Here is a 24,694-nt window from a genome sequence, read left to right on the forward strand (position 1 = left end):
TCGGTGGAGCTGCATGACAAAGTCATCGGGCATTATCTGAACATAAAACACTATCAATAAGTTGGAGTCATTACCCATTGCTCATTGTATTTTTATACTTATCTTCGGTAATTTGCACTCGACCTTTGCCCCAGTATTGATAACCTCCTATAGCATAAAACAAGTCTGGATCGCTAGAAATAAAATCATCAGTATTAACATGCGCAGAAGTAAAATCATGCTGACCTGGCGGCAATGTTTTACAAAAACTCTTTGCTGCATCCAATAATTGCACATAATTATCCCTTAACTGGGCTGATTTCCCCATCATATCAGTTAAGTTAATATGTATGTCTTCACCCGTATTTTGCAAATAGTGCAGTAAATTTTCTCGTGCAAAAGGATATCGATACTTTAAATATAAGCTCCCATCAATCAACCGCTCCAGGTAATATTTATAATAATAAAATTGATCTGAAAAATGCCCCGCGCTGCACCATTCACCACTTCCAACATCAATACTATATTCAGGTTCCTCTCTCCCCAATATATAAGCGTTCATAATGCCTCCTGAGAATGATTAACATGACAAGATTTTAACATTTATAATCTAGCGTATTCTGTTGGAAGACACTGGCAATGCCATAATTCAGAAAATATTTAGCTGTATTGGGTGAAACACAAAAAAACGGGCATGGAAGCCCGGAATGAATTTAGGTAGGCCCGGTAAGCGCGAGCGCCACCGGGCATTTATCACATCACACCAAATAGTTTCGGCAGGAACAGCGAAATCGCCGGAATGTATGTCACGAGCATCAGCACCAGGAACAGCACGAGGTAAAACGGCAGCATCGCCTTCACCACCTGCTCTATTTTCTGTTTACTCACCGCACTGGCCACAAACAGCACCGACCCTACCGGCGGCGTAATCAGGCCGATCCCTAAGTTCACCAGCATGATCATGCCAAAATGAACCGGATCAATGCCGAGCGCGTTGGTCACCGGCAGCAGAACCGGCGTCAGAATGAGGATCAGCGGTGCCATATCCATCAGCGTACCGATCAGCAGCAGCATGATGTTAATACACATCAGGATGACGTATTTGTTGTCCGAGATGCTGGTGAAGGCTTCAGTGATACGCATCGGCAACTGCATATAGGTCATGACGGCACCGAACGCAGCGGCAAAGCCTATCAGGATCATGACGATAGTGACCGTTTTCACCGTGCGGAACATCAGCTTCGGCAGCTCAGACCATTTATAGTCACGATAGATAAACATGGTGACAAAGAAGGCCCACAGGCAGGCAATTGCCGCAGACTCCGTTGCAGTAAAGATACCTGACAGGATACCGCCCATGATGATCACAACGGTCATCAGGCCCCACAGCGTATCGACGAAAATCTTCAGCGCCTGGCGAAACGGTACACGTTCTCCTTTTGGATAACCGCGCTTGTGCGCGAACGCCACACACATCACCATCAGGCTGAGGCTTAACAGCAGCCCCGGCAGGATCCCGGCGATGAACAGCGCGGCAATCGACACCGTGCCACCGGTTGCCAGCGAGTAGATAACCGAGTTATGGCTGGGCGGCGTAAGAATCGCCTGCACCGAACCGCTGGCCGTTACCGCTGCGGCAAAGTCACGCGGATAACCTTTTTTATCCATCTCCGGGATCATTACCGAACCGATGGACGCGGTATCCGCCACGGACGATCCGGAAATAGCGCCAAAAAAGGTTGATGCCACAATATTTACCAGCGACAGTCCGCCGCGGATAAAACCAACAAAAATATAGGCAAAGTTCACCAGTCGCCGCGCAATTCCCCCTTCGGCCATAATAGCCCCGGCCAGAATAAAGAATGGGATCGCCAGCAGCGAAAACTTATTCACCCCACTGGTCAGTTGGATCATTACCGCTTCCAGCGGAATATCTATGTACCAGGCCCCAATGATGGCGCTAATGCCAACTGCGTACGCTACCGGTACCCCAATCGCCAGCATAATGCCGAGCGTAAAGACGAGAATAAATGCATCCATCTGCTTTCCTTTCTGAAATGGGGGCGGTAACTAGCTGGTCGATCCCAGCATGACAACGGGACGTTGGTACTGCGGTCCACGGAAAATCTTTTCTGCGATAAACAGCAGCGTTATGGCAGAGCCAATTGGCAACGGAAGATAGTTTTGCCCGGCGCTTAAAAGCGGGAATTCCGCCACGGGCTGGTCCCACAGTTCAAGACAGAGATTGGTTCCGTACCAGAGGATAAACAGGCTTATCGCCACCAACATAACGTCTGCGATTACCGAGCAATAACGGCGGGAAGCATCCCCCAGACGGTCAGTCACCATGCTCACCGCGATATGCGAGCCTGCACGATAGCTCACCGCCGCGCCAATAAAGGTGAATGTCACCATACAGAGAATAGCGACGGGTTCAGGCCATGACAGGGCGTTATTCAGAATATAACGCGCGAATATGCCAATGGGGATAATGGCGACCATGACCAATAATGCGATACCGGCAATCCACATTGACACCCGATAAAGAAAATCCATTACCGATGAATAGCATTCACCCATAATTATCACCTCGAATTAATCAAAAGATTCAGGCGGAGGGTTGATATCCTCCACCTGATGAATTACTTCACATCCTGAATACGTTTGATCAAATCCTGGTGGTCTTTACCGTAATTATCCCGCACTGACTGCGTGGCTTTATAGAAATAGTCCGTATCAATATCGTGGAACTGAACGCCGTTGGCTTTCATGGTCTCCAGTGATTTCGCATTATAATCATGCCAAAGTTTTCGTTGCTCTATCTGTGCTTCCTTGGCGAGTTTAATAATGAGATCCTGATCCTCTTTTTTCAACTTATCCCATTTAGCTTTCGAAAACAGAAAAAGCTCAGGAATAATAAAGTGTTTGCTCCAGGTATAGTTTTTCACGACCGGCAAATAGTTATGCGCAACAAACGTTGGCGGGTTATTTTCCGTGCCATCAATAACGCCGGTCTGCATGCCGCTAAATACTTCACTGACGCCCATGACAACGGAGTTAGCGCCCATCGCTTTCAGGGTATCCAGCGCTATCGGACTTCCTTGAACGCGGATTTTCATACCGTGTAAATCTTCCGGTTTCACCACCGGATTTTTGGTGATCAGGTTACGCGTGCCGGCATCCATCCAACCGAGAAACACCAGCCGCGATTTGGTATTGGCCGTCAGACGGTCGCCAATTTCCTGACCGATCATGCCATCGAGAACCTTATGCAGATGGTCCTCATCGCGGAAAATATATGGCAGGGTAAACACGTTAATTTCAGGGAGAATGGCGGCAACAGGCGTCATTGAGACACGAATAATATCGATAGCGCCTAATTGCGCCTGTTCAATCATCTGTTTTTCATCGCCTAACACGCCACCTGGAAAGGTTTTAATCTCCAGACGGCCGTCGGTCGCAGCGCTAAGTTTTTCCCCCATATGTTTGACAGCAACAACGTTCGGGTAATCAGCCGGATGCACATCTGCGGCGCGAAAAGTTTGTGCCAGCGTTGCATGACTCGCCAGGAATACAGACGCGCCAATACACAGACTTAACAGGTTTTTTGTCAGTTTCATTTGTCCTTCTCCAGAAGTTCATAATATCCATTAACAGGAATAGCTTGCAGAGCAAATGACTGCCGGAATTAAAAACGGGCAGCGAGAAACTTTCTTAACGACGTTACCTGCGCAGACTAACTGGTGTAACAATTTATTTCGATGACTGTGTTCACAAAAAATCGCAGATGCTTAAAATTTTTAGCACACTGTTTCATTTTTGCAATGCAGATCGTTTTATTGATACAAAAACAACGCAAAGAAGGCGATTTGATACTAATAACACCCGTTAGCATTTCAATAAAAATAAAACACTAATATTTTGGGAGAATATCTTTCGAATGAAAAAGAGAAATGCAGGATGGTATTAACACCATCCTGCAGAGACGTTGAGGATTACTGCCAGCCGTAGCGACGGCTATAAAAACCTTTCACAAGCTGGGTTAATGTCATGTAACCCGCCAGAATCGCAATCAGCCATGGGAAGTAGCTCAGCGGCAGCGCCTGCAATTGCAGGTAGCTGGCCAGCGGCGATAACGGTAATGCAATGCCCACCACCATTACCACCAGCGTCATCAGCATCAGCGGCCATGCGGCGCGGCTCTGGATGAACGGCACGCGACGGGTACGGATCATATGCACAATCAACGTTTGCGACAGCAGGCCCACCACGAACCAGCCAGACTGGAACAACGTCTGATGTTCAGGCGTATTGGCATGGAAGACGAACCACATCAGGCAAAAGGTCAGAATATCGAAGATCGAGCTGATCGGTCCAAAGAAGATCATAAAGCGGCCCAATTCGCTGGGATTCCAGCGCTGCGGCTTTTTGATCTGCTCTTCGTCGACGTTATCAAACGGAATCGCTACCTGGGATACATCGTACAGCAGGTTCTGAATCAGTAAGTGCAGCGGTAACATCGGCAGGAACGGTAAGAAGGCGCTCGCCACCAGCACGCTAAACACGTTACCGAAGTTCGAACTGGCCGTCATTTTGATGTACTTCAGCATGTTAGAGAAGGTACGGCGTCCTTCGATCACCCCTTCTTCCAGCACCATCAGGCTCTTTTCCAGCAGAATGATATCCGCCGCTTCACGTGCAATATCTACCGCGCCGTCAACGGAGATACCAATGTCCGCCGCGCGCAGCGCCGGGGCATCGTTTATACCATCGCCCATAAAGCCGACCACATGGCCTTCGCGCTTGAGCAGCGTGACAATGCGCTCTTTGTGCATTGGCGTCAGACGGGCAAACAGCGTGGTGCGCTGAGCAAGCCGAGCCAGCTCATCATCGCTTAACCCTTCAATGCTGCTACCGATAACCACATCACCCGCATCCAGGCCCACTTCATGACACACTTTCGCCGCCACCAATTCGCTATCGCCAGTGAGGATTTTCACCGTAATACCGCTGGCTTTCAGCGCTTTAAGCGCAGGTGCGGTGGTCTCTTTCGGCGGATCGAGGAACGCAATATAGCCTTCGAGGATCAGATCTGATTCATCAATACGCTGATAATCACCTTCACGCGCTGGCAGGTATTTCGTCGCCACCGCCACCACGCGCAGCCCCTGGCGGTTCAGCGTGTCCGTGACGCGTTTCACCCGACGCAGCATGTTGTCATCTAACGGGACTATCTCACCGTTGTGACGCACCTGGGTACAGACGTTGAGGATCTCCTGTAGCGCCCCTTTACAGACCAGTTGGTGTATATCGGTTTCTTCTGCCACCACTACCGACATGCGGCGACGTTCAAAATCAAACGGGATCTCATCGATTTTCTGCCAGCGAGTCGAGAGCTGGCGGGCTGATTCTTCGTCCACGCCTTCCAGCACCGCCGTATCCAGCAGATTCTTCAGCCCGGTCTGATAATGGCTGTTCAGCCACGCAGAATGCAGGACATGTTCGCTGGGCTTTCCAGAGATATCCGTATGATTCTCAAGTACAATTTTATCCTGAGTCAGGGTGCCGGTTTTATCGGTGCACAGGATATCCATCGCGCCAAAGTTCTGGATAGCGTCGAGGTGTTTAACAATAACCTTTTGTTTTGACAGCTTCACCGCCCCACGCGCCAGCGTTGAGGTGACGATCATCGGCAGCATTTCCGGTGTCAGTCCCACCGCCACAGACAGGGCAAACAGCGCCGCTTCCCACCAGTCGCCTTTAGTGTAGCCGTTGATGATAAGCACGATGGGCGCCATCACCAGCATAAAGCGGATCAGCAGCATGCTGACGCGGCTGATCCCTTTCTGGAAGGCATTCTGCTCGCTTTCCTGCTCGCTGACGCGGCCTGCCAGTTGCCCGAACCAGGTATTGGCGCCGGTTGAAATCACAATGGCCTGCGCCGTGCCGCTCACTACGTTGGTGCCCATAAAGCACAGGGTATCGCATTCCAGCGGGTTGCTCTGCTGCGGATCGCGACTGGTTGCCACTTTCTCCACCGGCAGCGATTCACCGGTCAGCGAAGCCTGGGCCACGAACAGGTCACGAGCCTGCACCACGCGCAAATCGGCTGGGATCATATCCCCTGCCGCCAGCTTGATGACATCGCCGGGAACCAACTGGTCGATCGGCAGTTCAACCCAGCCGTTCTCCCCTTTCTCGTTGATAACGCGCAGCACCGTGGCGGTGTTGCTGACCATCGCTTTCAGCGCATCAGCCGCTTTGGTGGAACGCGCCTCTTGCACAAAATTCAGCAGCGTAGAGATGACGACCATCAGGGCGATGACCCCAGCGGCAAACAGATCTTCGGTGGCATAGGAAATCGCCCCGAGAATGGTCAGCAGTATATTAAACGGGTTGCGATAGCAGACCCACAGATGCACCCACCAGGGCGACGGCTTCTGCGCCGGCAACTGGTTCTCGCCATGTATTTCACGGGCGTTTTCGACTTCTGTGGCGTTTAAGCCTTCCGGATGAGCGCCGAACGTTTTCCACAGCGCTTCTTCGTCCATCAGCGCCATTTTCAGGCAATGTTCGCTCAGCGATGGCGGGATCGGCGTGCTGGCAACGGTCTGAGCATTCGGCAATGGATCACGATGCACCAGACGATGCGGTAAATGGCGGTTTAGCCGGGCAAACAGCTGGCGGGTTATATTTTTGAACATAGGCAGTCCCTCTGCACCAGTATAAACAGGCGCAGTAAATCCTTCAGGCGTGGCAAAGCCTTGCCTGGTGGCAATATTAAAATCACAACAGGGACGTCAGAACGTCACTGTCTTACAGTTCCGGTAAGACAGTGAAAGACAAGCTTACCGGAAAGGGTTGTTTCTCCATCTCGGGAGAGGGGTGGGATCGGGATCCATATAGCCTCCGGTAAGTGAATGATTTGCGCTGCGGATTATACGCAGAAAACCATAAGGTTTGTGGCAATTATGGCGGTATGATAAACCATGGAAACTAAACCAAACATATACCAGACTTTGCCCATTGCACTGTGCTTGAGTAAAGTTATTCTCTATTTGGCATAACTTCACACGCAACATGGGAAAACAGGATGCAAAATCGGCTGACCATTAAAGACATCGCCCGCTTAAGCGGTGTGGGAAAATCAACCGTTTCCCGTGTGCTCAACAATGAAAGCGGCGTGAGTGAACGTACCCGCGAACGCGTTGAGGCGGTGATGAATCAGCACGGTTTTTCCCCTTCCCGCTCCGCACGCGCCATGCGCGGACAAAGCGACAAGGTGGTGGCGATTATCGTCACGCGTCTGGACTCGCTTTCGGAAAATCTCGCCGTGCAGACCATGTTGCCCGCCTTTTATGAACAGGGCTACGATCCGATCATGATGGAAAGCCAGTTCTCGCCCGAGCTGGTTGAAGAACATCTCGGCATGCTCAGACGCCGTAACATTGATGGCGTGGTGCTGTTCGGTTTTACCGGCATTACTGAAACCATGCTCGCCTCCTGGCAGGATTCTCTGGTGCTGCTGGCAAGAGATGCAAAAGGCTTTGCCTCCGTCTGCTATGACGATGAGGGTGCCATTCGTACCCTGATGCAGCGTTTATACGAACGCGAGCATCGCCATATTAGCTTTCTTGGTGTTCCGCATAGCGATGTGACCACTGGTAAACGCCGCCATGAGGCCTACCTGGCATTCTGTAAAAAACATAAACTGCATCCTGTGGCAGCGCTACCTGGTCTGGCCATGAAGCAGGGCTATGAACAGGCCGCCAACGTCATCACCCCGGAAACCACCGCCTTAGTCTGTGCGACGGATACCCTTGCCCTTGGCGTCAGCAAATACTTGCAGGAGCAGCGAATAGAGAACCTGCAGTTGGCAAGCGTGGGCAGCACGCCGCTGATGAAATTCCTCCATCCGGAAATTATCACCGTCGATCCAGGATACGCCGAAGCCGGGCGACAAGCGGCCTCGCAGCTGATCGAACAGATCAACGGCCGTAGCGAACCACGACAAATCGTTATTCCTTCCACCCTCTCCTGATCGCTTTCTGAGCATTAATTTGTGATCTTCGCTGCGTTTAGGGAACGTTCCCATTTTTAAAAATTCATTGAAGATATACTCTGGCGTCAACAACGAGAGAGTTGCCGAATGACGACGCAACAGCGTCTTTTCCGGTCTACGGGGAACACACACCATCATGAGCAAAATAAAACAAGCAGACATCGACCGGCTGATTGAGCTGGTTGGCGGGCGCGACAATATCGCTACGGTGAGCCACTGCATTACTCGCCTGCGTTTTGTGCTGAATCAGCCTGCGAACGCCAGGCCGAAAGAGATCGAATTGTTGCCAATGGTCAAAGGCTGCTTCACCAACGCCGGGCAATTTCAGGTGGTAATTGGCACCGAGGTGGGCGATTACTACAAAGCGCTGTTGGCGACCACCGGACAAGCCAGTGCCGACAAAGAGCAGGCAAAGAAAGCGGCGCGGCAGAACATGAAGTGGCACGAGCAGCTGATTTCTCACTTCGCGGAGATCTTCTTCCCGCTGCTGCCAGCGCTGATTAGCGGCGGCCTGATCTTAGGTTTCCGTAACGTGATCGGCGATCTGCCCATGAGTAACGGGCAGACGCTGGCGCAGATGCATCCTTCGCTGAAAACCCTCTATGACTTCCTGTGGCTGATTGGCGAAGCGATCTTCTTCTATTTGCCGGTCGGGATTTGTTGGTCGGCGGTGAAGAAAATGGGCGGTACGCCGATCCTCGGTATTGTGCTGGGCGTGACCCTGGTTTCTCCGCAACTGATGAACGCCTATTTGCTCGGTCAGCAGGTGCCGGACGTGTGGAACTTCGGCCTGTTCAGCATTGAGAAAGTGGGCTACCAGGCGCAGGTCATTCCGGCACTGTTGGCCGGGCTGGCGCTCGGGTTTATTGAAACACGCATGAAGCGCATCGTCCCGGATTACCTGTATCTGGTGATCGTCCCGGTGTGCTCGCTGATCCTTGCGGTATTCCTTGCGCATGCCTTTATCGGTCCATTTGGCCGCATGATTGGCGACGGTGTCGCGTTTGCGGTCCGTCATCTGCTGACCGGCAGCTTTGCCCCGATCGGCGCGGCGCTGTTCGGATTCCTGTACGCCCCGCTGGTGATCACCGGTGTGCATCAGACCACGCTGGCTATCGACATGCAGATGATTCAGAGCATGGGCGGCACGCCGGTATGACCACTGATCGCACTGTCGAATATCGCTCAGGCCTCTGCGGTGGTCGGGATCATTATCTCCAGTCGCAAACACAACGAACGTGAAATTTCCGTTCCTGCCGCGATCTCCGCTTATCTCGGGGTAACCGAACCAGCGATGTATGGGATCAACCTGAAATACCGCTTCCCGATGCTGTGCGCGATGATCGGTTCCGGTCTCGCCGGACTGCTGTGCGGCCTGAACGGTGTGCTGGCGAACGGGATTGGCGTCGGCGGTTTGCCGGGCATCCTCTCCATCCAGCCGACTTACTGGCAGGTCTTTGGCATGGCGATGGTCATTGCGATTGTCATCCCAATGGTACTGACCTCATTCGTTTACCAGCGTAAACACCGTCTGGGCACATTACAGATTGTCTAACTTTTCTTCGGGGCGCAGTTGCGCCCCAGCGTATTTCCAGGAAACAACCATGAATATTCCCCACTGGTGGCAAAACGGCGTTATCTATCAGGTTTACCCCAAGAGTTTTCAGGACACCACCGGCAGCGGCACCGGAGATTTACGCGGCGTGACGCAGCGCCTCGACTATCTGCAAAAGCTGGGCGTTGATGCCATCTGGCTGACGCCGTTCTATATTTCGCCGCAGGTTGATAACGGTTACGACGTCGCAGACTACACGTCTGTCGATCCGGCCTACGGCACGCTGGAAGACTTTGACGAACTGGTGGTACAGGCGAAAGCACGCGGCATCCGTATTATTCTCGACATGGTGTTTAACCACACCTCAACCCAGCACGCCTGGTTTCGTGAAGCGCTGGATAAAGACAGCCCGTATCGTCAGTTTTATCTCTGGCGCGACGGCACGCCAGACTGCCCGCCGAATAACTGGCGTTCCAAGTTTGGCGGCAACGCCTGGGACTGGCACGCCGAAAGCGAGCAGTACTATTTGCACCTCTTTGCTCCGGAGCAAGCCGACCTGAATTGGGAAAACCCGGCGGTCCGCGCCGAGCTAAAAAAAGTCTGCGAGTTCTGGGCCGATCGCGGCGTGGACGGACTGCGCCTCGACGTGGTGAATCTTATCTCTAAAGACCAGGACTTCCCGAACGATCCCGACGGCGATGGACGGCGTTTATATACCGACGGCCCACGCGCGCATGAATTTTTGCGTGAGATGAACCGCGATGTTTTTACCCCACGCAACCTGATGACGGTCGGCGAAATGTCATCCACCACGTTGGAACATTGCCAGCAGTACGCCGCACAAGATGGTAGCGAACTGTCGATGACCTTTAACTTCCACCACCTGAAAGTGGATTACCCCAACGGCGAGAAGTGGACGTTAGCAAAACCCGACTATATGGCGCTGAAAACCCTGTTCCGCCACTGGCAGCAGGGCATGCACAATCAGGCCTGGAACGCATTATTCTGGTGTAACCACGATCAGCCGCGCATCGTGTCGCGTTTTGGCGATGAAGGTAAATACCGCGTTCCGTCGGCCAAAATGCTGGCGATGGTGCTGCATGGCATGCAGGGCACCCCCTATATCTACCAGGGTGAAGAGATCGGTATGACCAACCCGCACTTCCGCCAGATTACCGATTATCGCGATGTGGAAAGCCATAACATGTTTGCCGAGTTGAACGGCCAGGGACGCGATGCGCAAGAACTGCTGGCGATCCTCGCCAGTAAATCACGCGATAACAGCCGCACGCCGATGCAATGGGATGCCAGCAAACACGCGGGCTTCACCCGCGGCGAGCCATGGATCAATCTGTGTGACAACGCAGCAGACATTAACGTGGCGGCAGCACTGAACGATGCCGACTCGGTGTTCTACACCTATCAGAAGCTGATCGCCTTGCGCAAAGCGGAGCCGGTTATCACCTGGGGCGACTACCAGGATCTGCTACCGGACAGCCCGCATCTGTGGTGCTATCAACGAGAGTGGCAAGGGCAGCGGCTGCTGGTCATTGCCAATCTGAGCGATACCTTCCAGAGCTGGCAGCCAGCCCAGACCGACGGAAACTGGCAGGTGCTGATGCACAACTATGCCGAGGTTGCCAGCCAACCTGGGGACATGACACTGCGTCCTTTTGAGGCCGTCTGGTGGTTGCAAAAATAGCTTGCAATTATGTTCAGGCCCGGTACGCATAGCGCTACCGGGCGTTGCTATATACGCTTAGCTTAGCTTCCTGTTTTTGTTGAATAATTAATCAGAATTTTCTGCCCACAATTTACAATCGCTGTACTGCCCGTCATCTGTACGCTCCGATTTTTACTTTGCGCTACATCAAATAAATCGTAAACATCCTTGATGCAAATCACTACATATAGAACTTAAAATGCACGCCGACCCAATATGTTGTATTAATCGACTACAATTGCTACAACTACAGTGCACCGTTTAACGGTGGAATTGTGGATAAAGTGGGTCAGGATTGCGGGAAGTCATTGGCCAGATAGATGAATAAAGCCATGGCCGCTTCTCCAACCTCTGTGGATAACCTGTTCTTATAAATATGGAGTGATCATGACACCGCATGTGATGAAACGAGATGGCTGTAAAGTGCCGTTTAAATCAGAGCGCATCAAAGAAGCCATTCTGCGTGCAGCTAAAGCAGCGGGAGTCGATGACGCAGATTACTGTGCCACCGTCGCAGAAGTCGTTAGTAGCCAGATGAATGAGCGCAGCCAGGTCGATATCAACGAGATCCAGACAGCGGTAGAAAACCAGCTGATGTCTGGTCCGTACAAACAACTCGCCCGTGCGTACATCGAATATCGCCACGACCGTGATATACAGCGTGAAAAACGTGGCCGTCTGAACCAGGAAATTCGTGGTCTGGTTGAGCAAACCAACTCTGCTCTGCTGAACGAAAACGCCAACAAAGACAGCAAAGTGATCCCGACCCAGCGCGATCTGCTGGCCGGTATCGTCGCCAAACACTATGCGCGTCAACACCTGCTGCCGCGTGATGTCGTCCAAGCGCACGAGCGTGGTGATATTCACTATCACGATCTCGACTACTCTCCGTTCTTCCCAATGTTTAACTGCATGCTGATCGACCTGAAAGGTATGCTGACGCAGGGCTTTAAGATGGGTAACGCGGAGATTGAGCCGCCAAAATCCATCTCCACCGCGACGGCCGTCACCGCGCAAATTATCGCGCAGGTTGCCAGCCATATTTATGGCGGTACCACCATTAACCGTATTGACGAAGTTCTCGCACCGTTCGTGACCGAGAGCTTTAATAAGCATCGCAAAACCGCTGAAGAGTGGCAGATCCCAGATGCCGACGGTTATGCGCATTCCCGTACCGAGAAAGAGTGCTACGACGCATTCCAGTCCCTTGAGTATGAAGTGAATACCCTGCATACCGCCAACGGTCAGACGCCGTTCGTTACCTTCGGTTTCGGCCTGGGAACCAGCTGGGAATCGCGTTTGATCCAGCAGTCCATTCTGCGTAACCGCATTGCCGGCCTGGGTAAAAATCGTAAAACCGCCGTGTTCCCGAAACTGGTGTTTGCGATTCGTGACGGTCTGAACCACAAGTTTGGCGATCCGAACTATGACATCAAGCAGCTGGCGCTGGAGTGCGCGAGCAAGCGTATGTATCCGGACATCCTGAACTACGATCAGGTGGTTAAAGTGACCGGCTCGTTCAAAACGCCGATGGGCTGCCGCAGTTTCCTGGGCGTATGGGAAAACGAGAACGGCGAACAGGTCCACGATGGCCGTAACAATCTCGGCGTTATCAGCCTTAACCTGCCGCGTATCGCGCTGGAAGCTCATGGCGATGAAGCCACCTTCTGGAAACTGCTCGACGACCGTCTGCTCCTGGCGCGTAAAGCGCTGATGACCCGCATTGCGCGTCTGGAAGGCGTGAAGGCCCGCGTTGCACCGATCCTGTATATGGAAGGGGCCTGCGGCGTGCGTCTGAAAGCAGACGATGACGTGTCTGAAATCTTTAAAAACGGCCGCGCGTCGATTTCTCTGGGTTACATCGGCATTCACGAAACCATCAACGCGCTGTTTGGCGACAAACACTTGTACGACAGCGAGCAGCTTCGCGCTAAAGCTATCGCCATTGTGGAACGTCTGCGTCAGGCGGTCGATCAGTGGAAAGACGAAACCGGCTACGGCTTTAGTCTGTACAGTACGCCAAGTGAAAACCTGTGCGATCGTTTCTGCCGTCTGGATACCGCCGAGTTTGGCGTGGTGCCGGGTGTTACCGACAAAGGTTACTACACCAACAGCTTCCACCTCGACGTGGAGAAAAAGGTTAACCCGTACGACAAGATCGATTTTGAAGCGCCGTACCCGCCGCTGGCGAACGGAGGCTTCATTTGCTACGGCGAGTACCCGAACATTCAGCACAACCTGAAAGCACTGGAAGACGTCTGGGATTACAGCTATCAGCACGTGCCGTATTACGGGACCAACACGCCAATCGATGAATGCTACGAGTGCGGCTTTACCGGTGAGTTCGAGTGCACCAGCAAAGGCTTTACCTGCCCGAAATGTGGTAACCACGACGCCGCACGCGTGTCGGTCACCCGCCGCGTATGCGGTTATTTAGGCAGCCCGGACGCTCGTCCGTTTAACGCCGGTAAGCAGGAAGAAGTGAAGCGCCGCGTTAAGCATTTAGGTAATGGGCAGATAGGTTAATTTCCGTTTGCAAAGGCCGTAGGCCTGATAAGACGCAATCGCGTCGTCATCAGGCATCACAATGTTGCCGGATGCGGTGCAAGCACCTTATCCGGCCTACATGCTTTCTGGACACCCGCTATGCGCTACCATCAATACTATCCCGTCGATATCGTTAACGGCCCCGGCACTCGCTGCACCCTGTTTGTGTCGGGATGCGTGCATGAATGCCCTGGCTGCTATAACAAAAGCACCTGGCGACTCAATTCCGGCCAGCCGTTTACCAAAGAGATGGAAGACAAGATCATTGCCGATCTGAACGACACGCGAATCCCTCACCAGGGTATTTCGCTGTCCGGCGGCGATCCGCTGCATCCGCAAAACGTGCCGGATATCCTGCAACTGGTACAGCGTATTCACGCTGAGTGTCCGGGGAAAGATATCTGGGTGTGGACCGGCTACAAGCTTGATGAACTCAACGCCGCACAAATGCAGGTGGTGGATCTCATCAACGTGCTGGTCGATGGTAAATTTGTGCAGGATCTTAAAGACCCGGCACTGATCTGGCGCGGCAGCAGCAACCAGGTTGTACATCATTTGCGTTAATTTCCAGGCGGTAAATATTCTGTTTTCCGCCTCTCAAAAACGGCTCACACACTCCATGGCAACCGCTTTGAACTCGGTGAAATTACGGCACGCGCAGAGCCGCGTCATCGCGCGTTCGCGCAGGAAGGTGACGAAGATATCGTAGATAGCCATCGCCTCTTCATATTCACTCTTGCTGATGGCGAGCAAGAAGATCACGTGGGCCGTTTCATCGCCCCAGGCGATACCCTGCGGGGCGAGGATGGTGTAGACCACCGTTTTCTTGGCCAGCAGACCGAGGGCGTGCGGCAAGGCAATGCTGTCACCCAGCATGGTGCTGACGATGGCCTCACGTTCCACCACCGAATCAAGAAACTCCGCGTCGACAAAACCTTCATCCTGCAACTGACGGCATAAGGTTTTGAACAACGTTTGTTGATCCATTGGCTCGTCGATCACACGAAAATGGGCGGCATCGAAGAATTTGTTCAACATCCACGGACGGGTTCTGTCGACCAGCACCAGTTTGCCAATTTGTTCCAGTTGATAATCGGTAGGGAACGGCGCAATCATCACCACCGGTTTATCTTTTTCAGCAATCCGCGCGGTAGAGATGACAAAATCTTCGCTGATGCTTTCCCGCTGTTCGTAGTCGCGAAGCGTTACGGTATCGACGATCTCTATCTGCGGATACTTACGCGCCAGTACCGCTTCAATCATCCGCGCCATCGCATTTCCGGCATCGCATACCAGCAGAACCTTCGGCTGTCTCTGGTAACCGATGTTGTAACTACGCTCCAGCCCGACGCCAATATGCAGCACAAGGAAGCCAATCTCATTTTCACTGATGGTGTACGGCGTATATTTTCCCCATCCCGAGACGGCGGCCAGCGTCATGTCCCACGCCATGGGGTAGTGCTGTTTAATATTTTCCAGCAGCGGATTGGGGATCATTATCTGGTAACGCACCCGGGTGATCATCGTCTTAATATGCGTCAGCAGGTCAGCATGTAACTGTTTGTCATTCAACAGGTTGTAGTTGTACTGGCTGTTGATAAAACGCAGGATGTAATTGACCAACGCTTCATCATCATCCGCATTGATAGCACTGGGCGCGATCTCTTGTACCTGGCGGGCAGCAATATGCACCTGTAGCCAGTTTTCTTCGGAAACGGAAAGCGGTTTGTCTGCCAGGCGGTGCAATACCGCCGCGATTTCCCGCGTGGCCAGGCACACCGATTGATCGGCCTCTTCTGCGGCAAAATCCGGGAGTGGATATCCTTCGCTAATCCGCCGTACCGCCACCGCGCAGTACAAGCGTAAAAACAGCTCGCCCTCATCGGTCAGACGAATATGGAAACGGGCAAAAATGTCCTGCAAAACGGGTTGCAACTGTTCAGGGAGCCCCGCATTCAGCGCTTCTTGCGTCACTAACGGATGCTGCGGATCCTGCTGCGCCAGCGTCCACAGCAGATCGGTCAAACAGGCGCGGATCGCCATTTCGCTGCCGAACAGCTTCATGCCGTGACGGGGACGCGTTTCCAGCGTCAGATGATAACGTTGCAGATGCTCGCGCACCTCAGCCATATCGTTTTGCAGCGTCGCGCGGCTGATAAACCATTCATCAGCCAAATCTTCCAGCTTCAGCGAGAAAGCCGATGTCAGAAAACGCACCACCAGCCAGTGTATCCGTTCCTGGCTGGTGCGTGGGATGCGCAGCAACGTATTGGGCTGCTGCGTTTGCAGGGTGTGAAAGCTTGCCGGGTCGTCAATTTTGAGCTGATAACCATTACCCCGGCTGAGGACAAACTGTGCGCCGTACTGGGTGAGCAGCGCGTTTAGCGCGGTGATATCCGCCCGTACGGTGCGTGTGGAAACCGACAACCGCTGCGCCAGCTCGTCCTGCGGAAGCGCTTCGTTTTGCAACATGTCAAACAGCTGTGCTAAACGTTGGTTGGGGAATCGCACGTCAGTTTCCTCATCAGTCAGTTAGCCTACGCAGGCCCGGGTCATCGCCATCAGCTGGTGTACGTCGTCCGGACGAGTGTTACCACTCACCTTATCAATAATCGAACTATAGATGTGAGGAATGATTTTACTCACTCCGGCATCGAGGGCAATTTGCAGGATTTCAGTGAAATTATCCAGATCGATACCGCCGGTTGGCTCCAGCCAGAAGTCATGACGGGCGCAGGCCTGCGCGACCGCAATGTACTCGTCACGGCATTTCAGGCCGCCCATCGGGAAGTATTTAATTGAGCTACCGCCCATATCTTTGAGCAGCGCAATCGCGGTTTCTACCGGTACAATACCGTCCGGCGTCTGGCTGCTCAACGGACCTGTGGAGATTTTCACCTTGCCCGGCGTGCCGGTTGGCGAGACCAGACCGTTGACCACTGTCTCCTGCTGGCCCAGCAGCACGCGACTGGTGGCCACGCCGGTAAAGACCTGATTAACATGCTGGGGCTGCACCTGACGGGAGATTTCACTGACCATCGCCGACTGGTTAGGATCGCCCGCCCCCAGCCCCACGGAGAGCGCATTGTCGATAAGGGCCGCGTATTCACGCATATCCGCTACCGCGCTTGCGACATCCGGGTAATTTTTTGACAACACGCCAACCAGCACGTGTCCTTCCGCCGCCGCGTAAATATCCCGGGCATTTTCTTTGGAGCCTGCCAGCACGTTCAGGCAGACGCGGTCGCGATAAAAGTTAGGGGTCAGTTTCATGCGTTTTTCTCCTGCGAAATCACTTCACCAATTCGACGGGCCACAATCTCCAGCTGCGCGCGATCGACACTGCGCACATCGGCTTCGATAATGCCTTCATTGGCTTTGTAACCACGGAAGTAAATCGCGTACTCCCCCTGTTTCAGCGCGTCGACCAGTTCCCCCGTGGCGATCCCGGTTACCGCTTCATCAAACTTAATTTCCGTGCGGGCGATGTCACGCCCTGCACTATCCCACACCACGCGGGCGCTCACGCCGTTAAGCTGGTTCAAGGCATTAATGAACGGCGTCATTTTCTCGACCATCTCCGCGCCGCTCTCTTTCTGCGCGTTCAAATACAGTTCGATGGCGCAGGTCAGTCCAAGAATTCCCTCTTTGCCCACCTTCATCGCCCGGCCAATTCCCGCCGTCTGGCGCTTCACCCACTCAACGTACTGGGTTTTACCTATCACCAGACCGCTGGTTGGTCCTTCTATCGCCTTGGCGCCACTATAAATCACCAGATCTGCACCAACCCGGTAGTAGCACTGCAAATCCTCTTCCGCCGCCGCGTCCACGATCAACGGCAGATTATGCGTACGCGCCACCACCGCGGCCTGCTCCACGCTGAGCATACTTTTCTGGACGCAATGGTGAGATTTGATATACAGAATGGCCGCCGTACGCGGTGTAATGGCCGCCGCCAGCTGCGCCGCGGAACATTCGTTGGCATAACCGGCTTCCACTAACTTGCCGCCGCCAAGCGCCACCATGGTGCCTACCGGAGCGCCAAAGTTGACGTTGTGACCTCTGGGCAGCACGATTTCGTTGTTTTCAATGGGCGTGACGTGCAGGTTCTCCAGCAGCCAGTCGCTATCTTTAACCAATACGCCAGCCACCGACAGGGCGATCCCGGCCGAGGCGCAAGAGACAACCGTTGCCCCTTCCACTTCCAGTAATTTCGCGATGTAGTCGCCTGTTTTATTGACCAGGTCTTTCATCTCGAAATATTGGTTCATCCCCGCCATCGCGGCTTCAACCACTTCTGGTCGCGGCGTGGAGACGCCAAGCGCCGTCATGCGGCCGGAGGTATTAATCACCTGTTTTAAATCGTATTTCTCAAAAATCGAAGGCATGTTCCGCGCTCCCTTGTTCGGTCATATAGCCCTTGCCCGCACGTATTGCGGCAAGCGGCACCAGCAGTTGTTCAGCCTGCAGGCTGTCGTTTTCTGCATCTACCAGCACGGTTGGCTGGCGCTTAAGCGTAAAGAGGGTTAAATCGGCATCCAGACCGACCTGCAGCCGCCCCTTCTGTTTCAGGCGCAGACCATCGGCGGCATTGGCGGTAACGCATTCAATGACCTGCGGAAGCGACATCCCAATGGCGAGGAATTTCGACATCACATTCGCCAGGGAATGTACCGGGCCGCTGATACGGTTGCGGCAATAAATATCGGAGCTGATGGTGTGCGGCAAAATGCCCAGGCCGATCGCGCGTTTTGCCACCGCAAAGCTCAGGCTGGCGGTGCCATGCCCAACGTCCAGACGCACGCCACGTGAAATCGCCCGCGTCACTGACGCCCGCAGCTCGCCTTGCGGCGTCAGAATGCGATTCGGCTTACCGTTGTAACAGTGGGTAATGATGTCACCCGCGCTCAGGCGCTCAGCGATATCATCGAGATTCGGCGGGTTGTTGCCGATATGCACCATCAGCGGCAGGTCGCCGTTCTGTGCTTGCATCGCTTTGGCGCGATCCAGCGGCGTGATGCCATTTTCACCGACTACGCTGCTGCTCATACGTGCCTTCAGACCGACGATAAAATCAGGGTGGCGTTTCACCGCCTCTCGCACCGCATCAGCGTCAATATTGGCCATGTTGGCCAGCTCGTTCTGGGCGATAAGCCCCACGCGGGAGATATTCAGCAACGCGTACACTTCGGTCGCAGCTTCCCGGGTCAGGGTGTAAAAATCGTCGATGTCATCCGCCCCGGTGCTGCCCGCATCCACCACGGTAGTGACGCCGGTCGCAATACCGACGCTATCCGGCTGGTCGTGATAAATCGGGGATTTCGGGTAGCAATGAACGTGGGAGTCAATCCAGCCTGCGCTGACGTAGCACTCACCGCCCAGCTCGATGGTTTTCAGCGCCGGACCATCAACGTCACCCAACGCCGCGATCTTGCCGTCTTTGAGCGCAATATCGCTCACCGTATCGTCAACGAGGCGCGCACGGCGCAGGAGTAAATCAAACATGTCTCTCTCCTGTTGAAATGGGGGCGGTCGTGTAGGCCTGATAAGGCGCAGCGCCATCAGGCGTCATTGCCGGATGGCGGCTGCGCCTTATCCGGCCTACAACGACACACCATCAGCTAATAGCAATCGGGAAGATGGACCCGAGGATCATTGCGCCGAGGATCGCCCCGCCGGTAATCGGTTTTTGCCACAGATAAAACAGCAGTGCGCCCGCCAGAGAACCGATTCCGATAGGAATAGAAGCCGTCATCGCGCTAAGGATAATCAACGGTCCGAGGAAGCGGCCGGAGGCGTTACCGGCCCCCATCATGACGTCCGCACCGTAGGTCGAGTCGCTCTGGTTGATGGTGAACTTACGCGCCAGAATGATGATGTAGCCAATCGCCAGACCAATCACCAGACCGGTGACCAGCGAGGCGGCGAAGTTGGCGACCGGGAAGATAATGCCCGCGCCCAGCAGCAGCGCCGGAACACCTAATCCGACCCCGGTCTGAATCGCCCCGCCGATGTCCAAAATCCCCACCAGCGAACCTTCAATGATGCGGGCAAACAGGAAGCTTGCGCCAAATGCCGCCACCGCCCCGTAGGAGCCGGTATCCATTCCCGCCTTCAGCATCGCCACAAAAGCCACTTCGTTAAATGCGCCAATACCGTACAGGTAGTACATGTGTGTTCCGGCAAATACGCCAGAGGAGAGCAGGCCCACGAAGATCGGGAACGACCAGTCAGCGAACCAAAAACCTTTATTCTGTTCCATGATGACCTCCGTTATTTGCCGCTGAGCGAGTTGTGGATAAGTTCGAGCCAGTTAGGCACGGTCAGATGGAAGGATTCGATCATCTTCATGTCGAAGCCACGGAAGAAGCCGCTCAGGACAAACAGCGCGACGATAGCCACCATCATCACTTTCGTGACGTGGTTCCAGCCGCTCTCTTCAACACCTTTGCCGATCAGAATGCCGAGCACCAGACCCGGAACGGCGTTACCCATGATCAGCTGCGCCGCGCCGCCAAAAACGGTGGCCCAGAAGCCAGATTTCTTACCGGCGTCGATCGCCGCCAGCCAGAAGATTACTGGCATCACGGTGTTAACCAGCAGGTTAGCCGCGGGCACCAGCACCTTGACGGCGGTAACCTGCAACGCTTCCGGTACGGATGATGCGGTGAGGTTCAGGAAGGTCACTACGATCATCCCGATAACGCCGCAGGCAATTGCCATGCGTTTGGGGTCGTGCAGCGTTTCACTGACGTTACGATTTTTAATCATCAGCGCGGCGGCGCCCCAGTTGGGGATGATGCGATGGTCGACGTCCTGCGTGAACGCCCCCGCCGCAACGGAGGAAGCCCAGGCATTAAAGAAGAAGCCCAGGCCGAACGAGAAGTGAGAAGCTGGATCTCCTTCGCAGGAATTCAGTTCTCCCAGAGTACGAAACGCGCCCATCCCTTGAGTGGTAGGCGCATGAAACATGCGTGCAGCCCCAGCGCCGACACCAACGCCAACCAATGCGCCGATGATGAGCGATTTTATTAAAATTATCAGGAACATAATTATGCCTTTTAATAGAAAAATCAGCGTTGCGTAACGAAATCCACCTTGTCGAGATTGATGGCAGTCACGTTGACGGTCACGTCCAGCTCCACGCTGAAAGTGCGTCTTTCCCGGCGCAAAAAGAGGAATAAAAACGCCTCTTTACGCACCGATTCATGCGCTTGAACAACCTGCACATCCTGTGGCTCAATACGCAGTAAGATATGCGGCGACGCTTTCATCACCGCAGCCTGAACGTGGTTCAGGGCATCGGCAAAGGCGCGAGCTTTAGTCTCGCCCTTACCCGTGACTCTCACCGTGGTGGTGAATTGCTCTTTCATGCTTAAGCGCCGTGTTTCTTTTGCCACGCCTGCACCAGGCGCTCGCCGAGCTCTTCTTTATCCATAAAGCCGAATCCCAGTACGTTGCACCCTTCGTTGATGGCGGTTACCCCTTCATCGACCGAGCGCATGCCGTATTTCGCCTTGTAGCCGTATTTGGTCTGCGCGGTAATCGCACCCGCACCACCGCTGCCACAAAACGAGATACCAAAGGTGGCGTTTTCCGCTTTCATCACGTCACCCAGCTTCATATCTGCTGCAACGCCCGGCACCACAACGGCACGGCCACCCGCTTTCTCTACGCCTGCCGCCACTTTCTGGCCTTTACCCAGACGATCGCCAATCACTACGGTAATCTGTTCCATCTTTTGCTCCTTAAAGGTTGTCTTTCGCGACTTCGAAGTGCACCGACAGCAGCCAGGCCTCTTCCTCAGGAAGATTGCCAAACTCGGCGACCACGTCGCGGGCAAGCGCCATTGATTCGGCAGATATTTCATCAAACAAGCTGGCATCGACCTCTGGTAAGGGTTCACCCGTTACCGAGCGGTGCGCCATGGCGCGAACATGCGACGTCAGCATCTGTTCCTGTACGGCGTTGGGAATAATGTTGCGTTCACGCAGCAAGGCATACACCTGCGCCAGCATGCGGTCGGCCAGTTCCACCGATTCCCCCATGTCATTCATTACAGCTCCGTTATTCACTCGTCTTACCCCGTTAATGTCTCTGAGGGTAAATTAGCGACGGAGGTTATGAGTTTGTAGCGAGTTGTTTTCCACTTCGAAGTGGAAAGGTGTGCAGCGATAGTGATCTGTGCCGCAAAAAGGGCTGGAACCACGATTTATCACTGGAAGAATGTGATTGAGATCGCAAGAGCGAGCAGAAAAATGGAAGGAAGTGCGAACAATGAATGGACGATAAAAATGAAAAAATGTGATGGGGATAGCGTTTACTTATGGGACGTGCAGTAGCGGGGGTTTTATCCGACCTACGGGTATGCAGGCCGGATAGCGCAGATTAGCGGAACTTCTTGTGGTTTTCGTTGCGCGTAGTTTTCAGCTCTTCCGCAACGGCTTTCGCCTCTTTAACTTTACCTTCGTTCGCCAGCTTCAACGCACCGTCGATCTGACCGATCAGCGTGTCAAAGCCGTGGCGGAAATCCTTCATCTCCGGGCTGTCCGGGGATTTGTTTTCCAGCTTCGGCGGCGTTCCCTTTTGCGCGTCCAGCGCGGCTGCACGCATTTTGGTTAACGCATCTTTCAGTTCAGTCGCATTATCCGTTTTTTCGACGATTTTCAGGTTGTCGTTGAGGATCCCCATATCGTCTTCAAGATCGGCTGCAAACGCAGAAGAACCAAGAACCAGCGTTGAAGCTGCGACGATCGCTAACAGGTGTTTACGCATTGCTCACTTCCTTTTTTATTATTCAAAAATAAACAAACGCCAGATACCCTCAATAATTCACGCCACAGCTTGAAGTATGACGGATATTATTGCCCGGCGATCTTCATCTCCGGCAACAGGACCGAACCACACTGAATATTACTGCGCGTTTCAATATCGTTGCCGACGGTGACGATATTACGCCACATCTCTTTTAAGTTACCGGCGATGGTAATTTCACTCACCGGGTACTGAATTTCACCGTTTTCGACCCAGAAGCCCGCCGCGCCGCGCGAGTAATCGCCGGTAATGCCGCTTACGCCCTGTCCCATCAGCTCGGTAACCACAAGACCTGTGCCCATCTCTTTAAGCAACTGCTCGAAGCTTAGACCCTGTCCCGGAATTCGCCAGTTGTGGATCCCGCCTGCATGACCGGTGCTCTTCAGCCCCAGCTTACGTGCGGAATAGTTGGTCAGCAGCCACTGAGTCAGCACGCCGTCTTTAATAATGTCGCGGCGTTCGGTCCGTACGCCTTCGCTGTCGAACGGCGACGACGCCAGCCCTTTCAGCAGGTGCGGATGTTCTTCAATGGTCAGCCATTCCGGCAGAATTTGCTTGCCCAGCGAGTCGAGCAGGAAGGTGGATTTGCGGTACACCGAGCCACCAGCAATCGCGCCAACCAGGTGTCCGAACAGTCCGGTCGCCACTTCATTGGCGAAAATCACTGGTGCTTTCATGGTGGAAAGTTTACGCGGAGACAGGCGAGATAAGGTACGGCGAGCACAGTCAGCCCCCACCCACTCCGGCGTTTGCAGATCGCCCATCGCCCGGCCAATGGTGTAGGCGTAATCACGCTCCATATCGCCATTTTCTTCTGCGATTACGCAGCTGGAAAGGGAATGGCGCGTGGAGCAGTAGCCCTGCAGCATGCCGTGGCTGTTGCCAAACACTTTGATGCCATAGTGGCTGTTAAAGCTGCCGCCCTCGGTGTTGGTGATACGCTTATCGGCCTGCAACGCCGCCTGTTCAGCGCGGGCAGCCAGTTCGATAGCTTCGTCAGGGGAAACTTCCGCCGGGTGGAACAGGTCCAGATCGGGCGCATCAAAGGCCAGCAGTTCTTTATCTGCCACACCCGCACACGGGTCCGGCGAAGTGTAACGTGCAATGTCCAGCGCGGCCTGCACGGTGCGTGCAATCGCCTGCGGGCTTAAATCGGTGGACGATGCGCTGCCTTTACGGTTTTGATGGTAAACCGTAATCCCCAGTGCACCATCGCTATTGAATTCGACGTTCTCCACTTCACCATAACGGGTGCTGACGCTAATACCCGTGGTCTTGCTCACAGCGACTTCCGCGCCATCCGACTTACCTGACGCTAATTCCAGTGCCGTCGAGACTGCTTCTTCCAGAATCTTACGCTGCGCTTCAACTTGTGAGATTACTTTCATCGCAAATGCCATAATGTAGAGAGAGTTTCTCTGAAGTCTAACAGAGAACCGTTTTTCAGTGCGCATCTTAACTGGTAACATTAGCCTCTTTTTTTAAGGAGCCTGACATGACTAAGCAGCCCGAAGACTGGCTCGACGACGTTCCCGGTGATGACATCGAAGACGAAGACGATGAAATTATCTGGGTCAGTAAAAGTGAAATAAAACGTGACGCCGAGGAGTTAAAACACCTGGGTGTGGAACTGGTAAAACTGGGGAAAAACGCGCTGGACAAAATCCCGCTCGATGCGGATTTAGGTAATGACTCCAACTTATTGATAGTGTTTTATGTTCAGATAATGCCCGATGACTTTGTCATGCAGCTCCACCGATTTTGAGAACGACAGCGACTTCCGTCCCAGCCGTGCCAGGTGCTGCCTCAGATTCAGGTTATGCCGCTCAATTCGCTGCGTATATCGCTTGCTGATTACGTGCAGCTTTCCCTTCAGGCGGGATTCATACAGCGGCCAGCCATCCGTCATCCATATCACCACGTCAAAGGGTGACAGCAGGCTCATAAGACGCCCCAGCGTCGCCATAGTGCGTTCACCGAATACGTGCGCAACAACCGTCTTCCGGAGCCTGTC

The 24,694-nt window shown here is 53.6% G+C and carries 22 protein-coding genes and 3 pseudogenes; 7 read left to right on the forward strand and 18 right to left on the reverse strand.

Annotated features, from left to right (window positions below; genetic code table 11):
* Positions 1 to 60 (forward strand): IS1 family transposase (locus OGX92_RS23530; RefSeq protein WP_071528444.1); only part of this gene is annotated, 60 nt, incomplete at its 5' end.
* Positions 61 to 70: 10 nt separating this feature from the next.
* Here the strand turns inward: OGX92_RS23530 and OGX92_RS23290 are convergent.
* The 6 genes from OGX92_RS23290 to mgtL all read right to left on the reverse strand — a co-directional run bounded on the left by OGX92_RS23290 (position 71) and on the right by mgtL (position 7,061).
* The gene (locus OGX92_RS23290) at positions 71 to 541 is read right to left on the reverse strand and encodes a hypothetical protein (RefSeq protein ID WP_286587145.1); all 471 of its coding nucleotides are present in this window, start codon (positions 539 to 541) and stop codon (positions 71 to 73) included.
* 191 nt (positions 542 to 732) lie between these two features.
* Positions 733 to 2,019 (reverse strand): TRAP transporter large permease, encoded by a 1,287-nt coding sequence (locus tag OGX92_RS23295; protein WP_003830349.1) that lies wholly within the window; start codon positions 2,017 to 2,019, stop codon positions 733 to 735.
* 30 nt (positions 2,020 to 2,049) lie between these two features.
* Positions 2,050 to 2,559, reverse strand: coding sequence for a TRAP transporter small permease (locus tag OGX92_RS23300; RefSeq protein ID WP_003830352.1), 510 nt, complete (start codon positions 2,557 to 2,559; stop codon positions 2,050 to 2,052).
* Positions 2,560 to 2,621: 62 nt separating this feature from the next.
* On the reverse strand, positions 2,622 to 3,599 hold the full coding sequence (locus OGX92_RS23305; RefSeq protein ID WP_003830354.1) for a TRAP transporter substrate-binding protein: 978 nt from the start codon (positions 3,597 to 3,599) through the stop codon (positions 2,622 to 2,624).
* A gap of 375 nt (positions 3,600 to 3,974) precedes the next feature.
* Complete coding sequence (gene mgtA / locus OGX92_RS23310) at positions 3,975 to 6,683, reverse strand: magnesium-translocating P-type ATPase (protein WP_286587146.1); 2,709 nt, start codon at positions 6,681 to 6,683, stop codon at positions 3,975 to 3,977.
* A 144-nt stretch (positions 6,684 to 6,827) separates the two neighbouring features.
* Positions 6,828 to 7,061: a mgtA regulatory leader peptide MgtL gene (gene mgtL / locus OGX92_RS23535; RefSeq protein ID WP_122973918.1), complete on the reverse strand. Its 234-nt coding sequence runs from the start codon at positions 7,059 to 7,061 to the stop codon at positions 6,828 to 6,830.
* 11 nt (positions 7,062 to 7,072) lie between these two features.
* On the opposite strand from mgtL, the gene treR reads away from it, so the two are divergent.
* From treR to nrdG, 5 genes and pseudogenes are all read left to right on the forward strand, one after another.
* Entirely contained in the window at positions 7,073 to 8,020 is a 948-nt protein-coding gene (gene treR / locus OGX92_RS23315) for a trehalose operon repressor TreR (RefSeq protein ID WP_003830358.1), read from the forward strand.
* 157 nt (positions 8,021 to 8,177) lie between these two features.
* Positions 8,178 to 9,596, forward strand: a pseudogene (gene treB / locus OGX92_RS23320) (PTS trehalose transporter subunit IIBC).
* A gap of 49 nt (positions 9,597 to 9,645) precedes the next feature.
* Entirely contained in the window at positions 9,646 to 11,298 is a 1,653-nt protein-coding gene (treC, locus tag OGX92_RS23325; protein WP_286587147.1) for an alpha,alpha-phosphotrehalase, read from the forward strand.
* A 408-nt stretch (positions 11,299 to 11,706) separates the two neighbouring features.
* Positions 11,707 to 13,845 carry an anaerobic ribonucleoside-triphosphate reductase gene (gene nrdD, locus OGX92_RS23330; protein ID WP_048236263.1) on the forward strand — a complete coding sequence of 713 codons (2,139 nt, stop codon included), beginning with the start codon at positions 11,707 to 11,709 and terminating at the stop codon, positions 13,843 to 13,845.
* Between the two features lie 120 nt (positions 13,846 to 13,965).
* Positions 13,966 to 14,430: an anaerobic ribonucleoside-triphosphate reductase-activating protein gene (nrdG, locus tag OGX92_RS23335; RefSeq protein WP_003830365.1), complete on the forward strand. Its 465-nt coding sequence runs from the start codon at positions 13,966 to 13,968 to the stop codon at positions 14,428 to 14,430.
* Between the two features lie 33 nt (positions 14,431 to 14,463).
* Here nrdG and OGX92_RS23340 read toward each other — a convergent pair whose 3' ends face one another.
* The 11 genes from OGX92_RS23340 to pmbA all read right to left on the reverse strand — a co-directional run bounded on the left by OGX92_RS23340 (position 14,464) and on the right by pmbA (position 24,080).
* Positions 14,464 to 16,377: a BglG family transcription antiterminator gene (locus OGX92_RS23340; RefSeq protein WP_126957084.1), complete on the reverse strand. Its 1,914-nt coding sequence runs from the start codon at positions 16,375 to 16,377 to the stop codon at positions 14,464 to 14,466.
* A gap of 21 nt (positions 16,378 to 16,398) precedes the next feature.
* Positions 16,399 to 17,139, reverse strand: coding sequence for a 2-dehydro-3-deoxy-phosphogluconate aldolase (gene dagF, locus OGX92_RS23345; RefSeq protein ID WP_286587148.1), 741 nt, complete (start codon positions 17,137 to 17,139; stop codon positions 16,399 to 16,401).
* Positions 17,136 to 18,254: a DgaE family pyridoxal phosphate-dependent ammonia lyase gene (locus tag OGX92_RS23350; RefSeq protein ID WP_032942188.1), complete on the reverse strand. Its 1,119-nt coding sequence runs from the start codon at positions 18,252 to 18,254 to the stop codon at positions 17,136 to 17,138. Before OGX92_RS23350 ends, dagF begins: the two co-directional genes overlap by 4 nt.
* On the reverse strand, positions 18,238 to 19,371 hold the full coding sequence (locus tag OGX92_RS23355; protein WP_003830377.1) for an amidohydrolase/deacetylase family metallohydrolase: 1,134 nt from the start codon (positions 19,369 to 19,371) through the stop codon (positions 18,238 to 18,240). Before OGX92_RS23355 ends, OGX92_RS23350 begins: the two co-directional genes overlap by 17 nt.
* A 112-nt stretch (positions 19,372 to 19,483) precedes the next feature.
* Positions 19,484 to 20,128 carry a DUF4310 family protein gene (locus tag OGX92_RS23360; protein WP_003830379.1) on the reverse strand — a complete coding sequence of 215 codons (645 nt, stop codon included), beginning with the start codon at positions 20,126 to 20,128 and terminating at the stop codon, positions 19,484 to 19,486.
* An 11-nt stretch (positions 20,129 to 20,139) separates the two neighbouring features.
* Positions 20,140 to 20,916 (reverse strand): DUF4311 domain-containing protein, encoded by a 777-nt coding sequence (locus OGX92_RS23365; protein ID WP_193134938.1) that lies wholly within the window; start codon positions 20,914 to 20,916, stop codon positions 20,140 to 20,142.
* Between the two features lie 23 nt (positions 20,917 to 20,939).
* Positions 20,940 to 21,239 (reverse strand): DUF4312 family protein, encoded by a 300-nt coding sequence (locus OGX92_RS23370; RefSeq protein WP_003830382.1) that lies wholly within the window; start codon positions 21,237 to 21,239, stop codon positions 20,940 to 20,942.
* Between the two features lie 2 nt (positions 21,240 to 21,241).
* The gene (locus OGX92_RS23375; RefSeq protein WP_003830384.1) at positions 21,242 to 21,604 is read right to left on the reverse strand and encodes an SFCGS family glycine-rich protein; all 363 of its coding nucleotides are present in this window, start codon (positions 21,602 to 21,604) and stop codon (positions 21,242 to 21,244) included.
* A 10-nt stretch (positions 21,605 to 21,614) separates the two neighbouring features.
* Complete coding sequence (locus tag OGX92_RS23380; RefSeq protein ID WP_003025758.1) at positions 21,615 to 21,923, reverse strand: glycine dehydrogenase; 309 nt, start codon at positions 21,921 to 21,923, stop codon at positions 21,615 to 21,617.
* A gap of 331 nt (positions 21,924 to 22,254) precedes the next feature.
* The gene (cybC, locus tag OGX92_RS23385; RefSeq protein WP_003025756.1) at positions 22,255 to 22,641 is read right to left on the reverse strand and encodes a cytochrome b562; all 387 of its coding nucleotides are present in this window, start codon (positions 22,639 to 22,641) and stop codon (positions 22,255 to 22,257) included.
* 86 nt (positions 22,642 to 22,727) lie between these two features.
* Positions 22,728 to 24,080 (reverse strand): metalloprotease PmbA, encoded by a 1,353-nt coding sequence (pmbA, locus tag OGX92_RS23390; protein ID WP_003830385.1) that lies wholly within the window; start codon positions 24,078 to 24,080, stop codon positions 22,728 to 22,730.
* Positions 24,081 to 24,175: 95 nt separating this feature from the next.
* Here pmbA and OGX92_RS23395 point away from each other — a divergent pair.
* A pseudogene (locus OGX92_RS23395) lies at positions 24,176 to 24,364 on the forward strand (dual-action ribosomal maturation protein DarP); the annotation flags it as partial.
* A 15-nt stretch (positions 24,365 to 24,379) separates the two neighbouring features.
* On the opposite strand, the pseudogene OGX92_RS23400 reads toward OGX92_RS23395, so the two are convergent.
* A pseudogene (locus tag OGX92_RS23400) lies at positions 24,380 to 24,694 on the reverse strand (IS1-like element IS1B family transposase); the annotation flags it as partial.

Origin of the sequence: Citrobacter sp. Cpo089, from assembly GCF_030332695.1 — a bacterium.
GTDB lineage: Bacteria > Pseudomonadota > Gammaproteobacteria > Enterobacterales > Enterobacteriaceae > Citrobacter > Citrobacter portucalensis.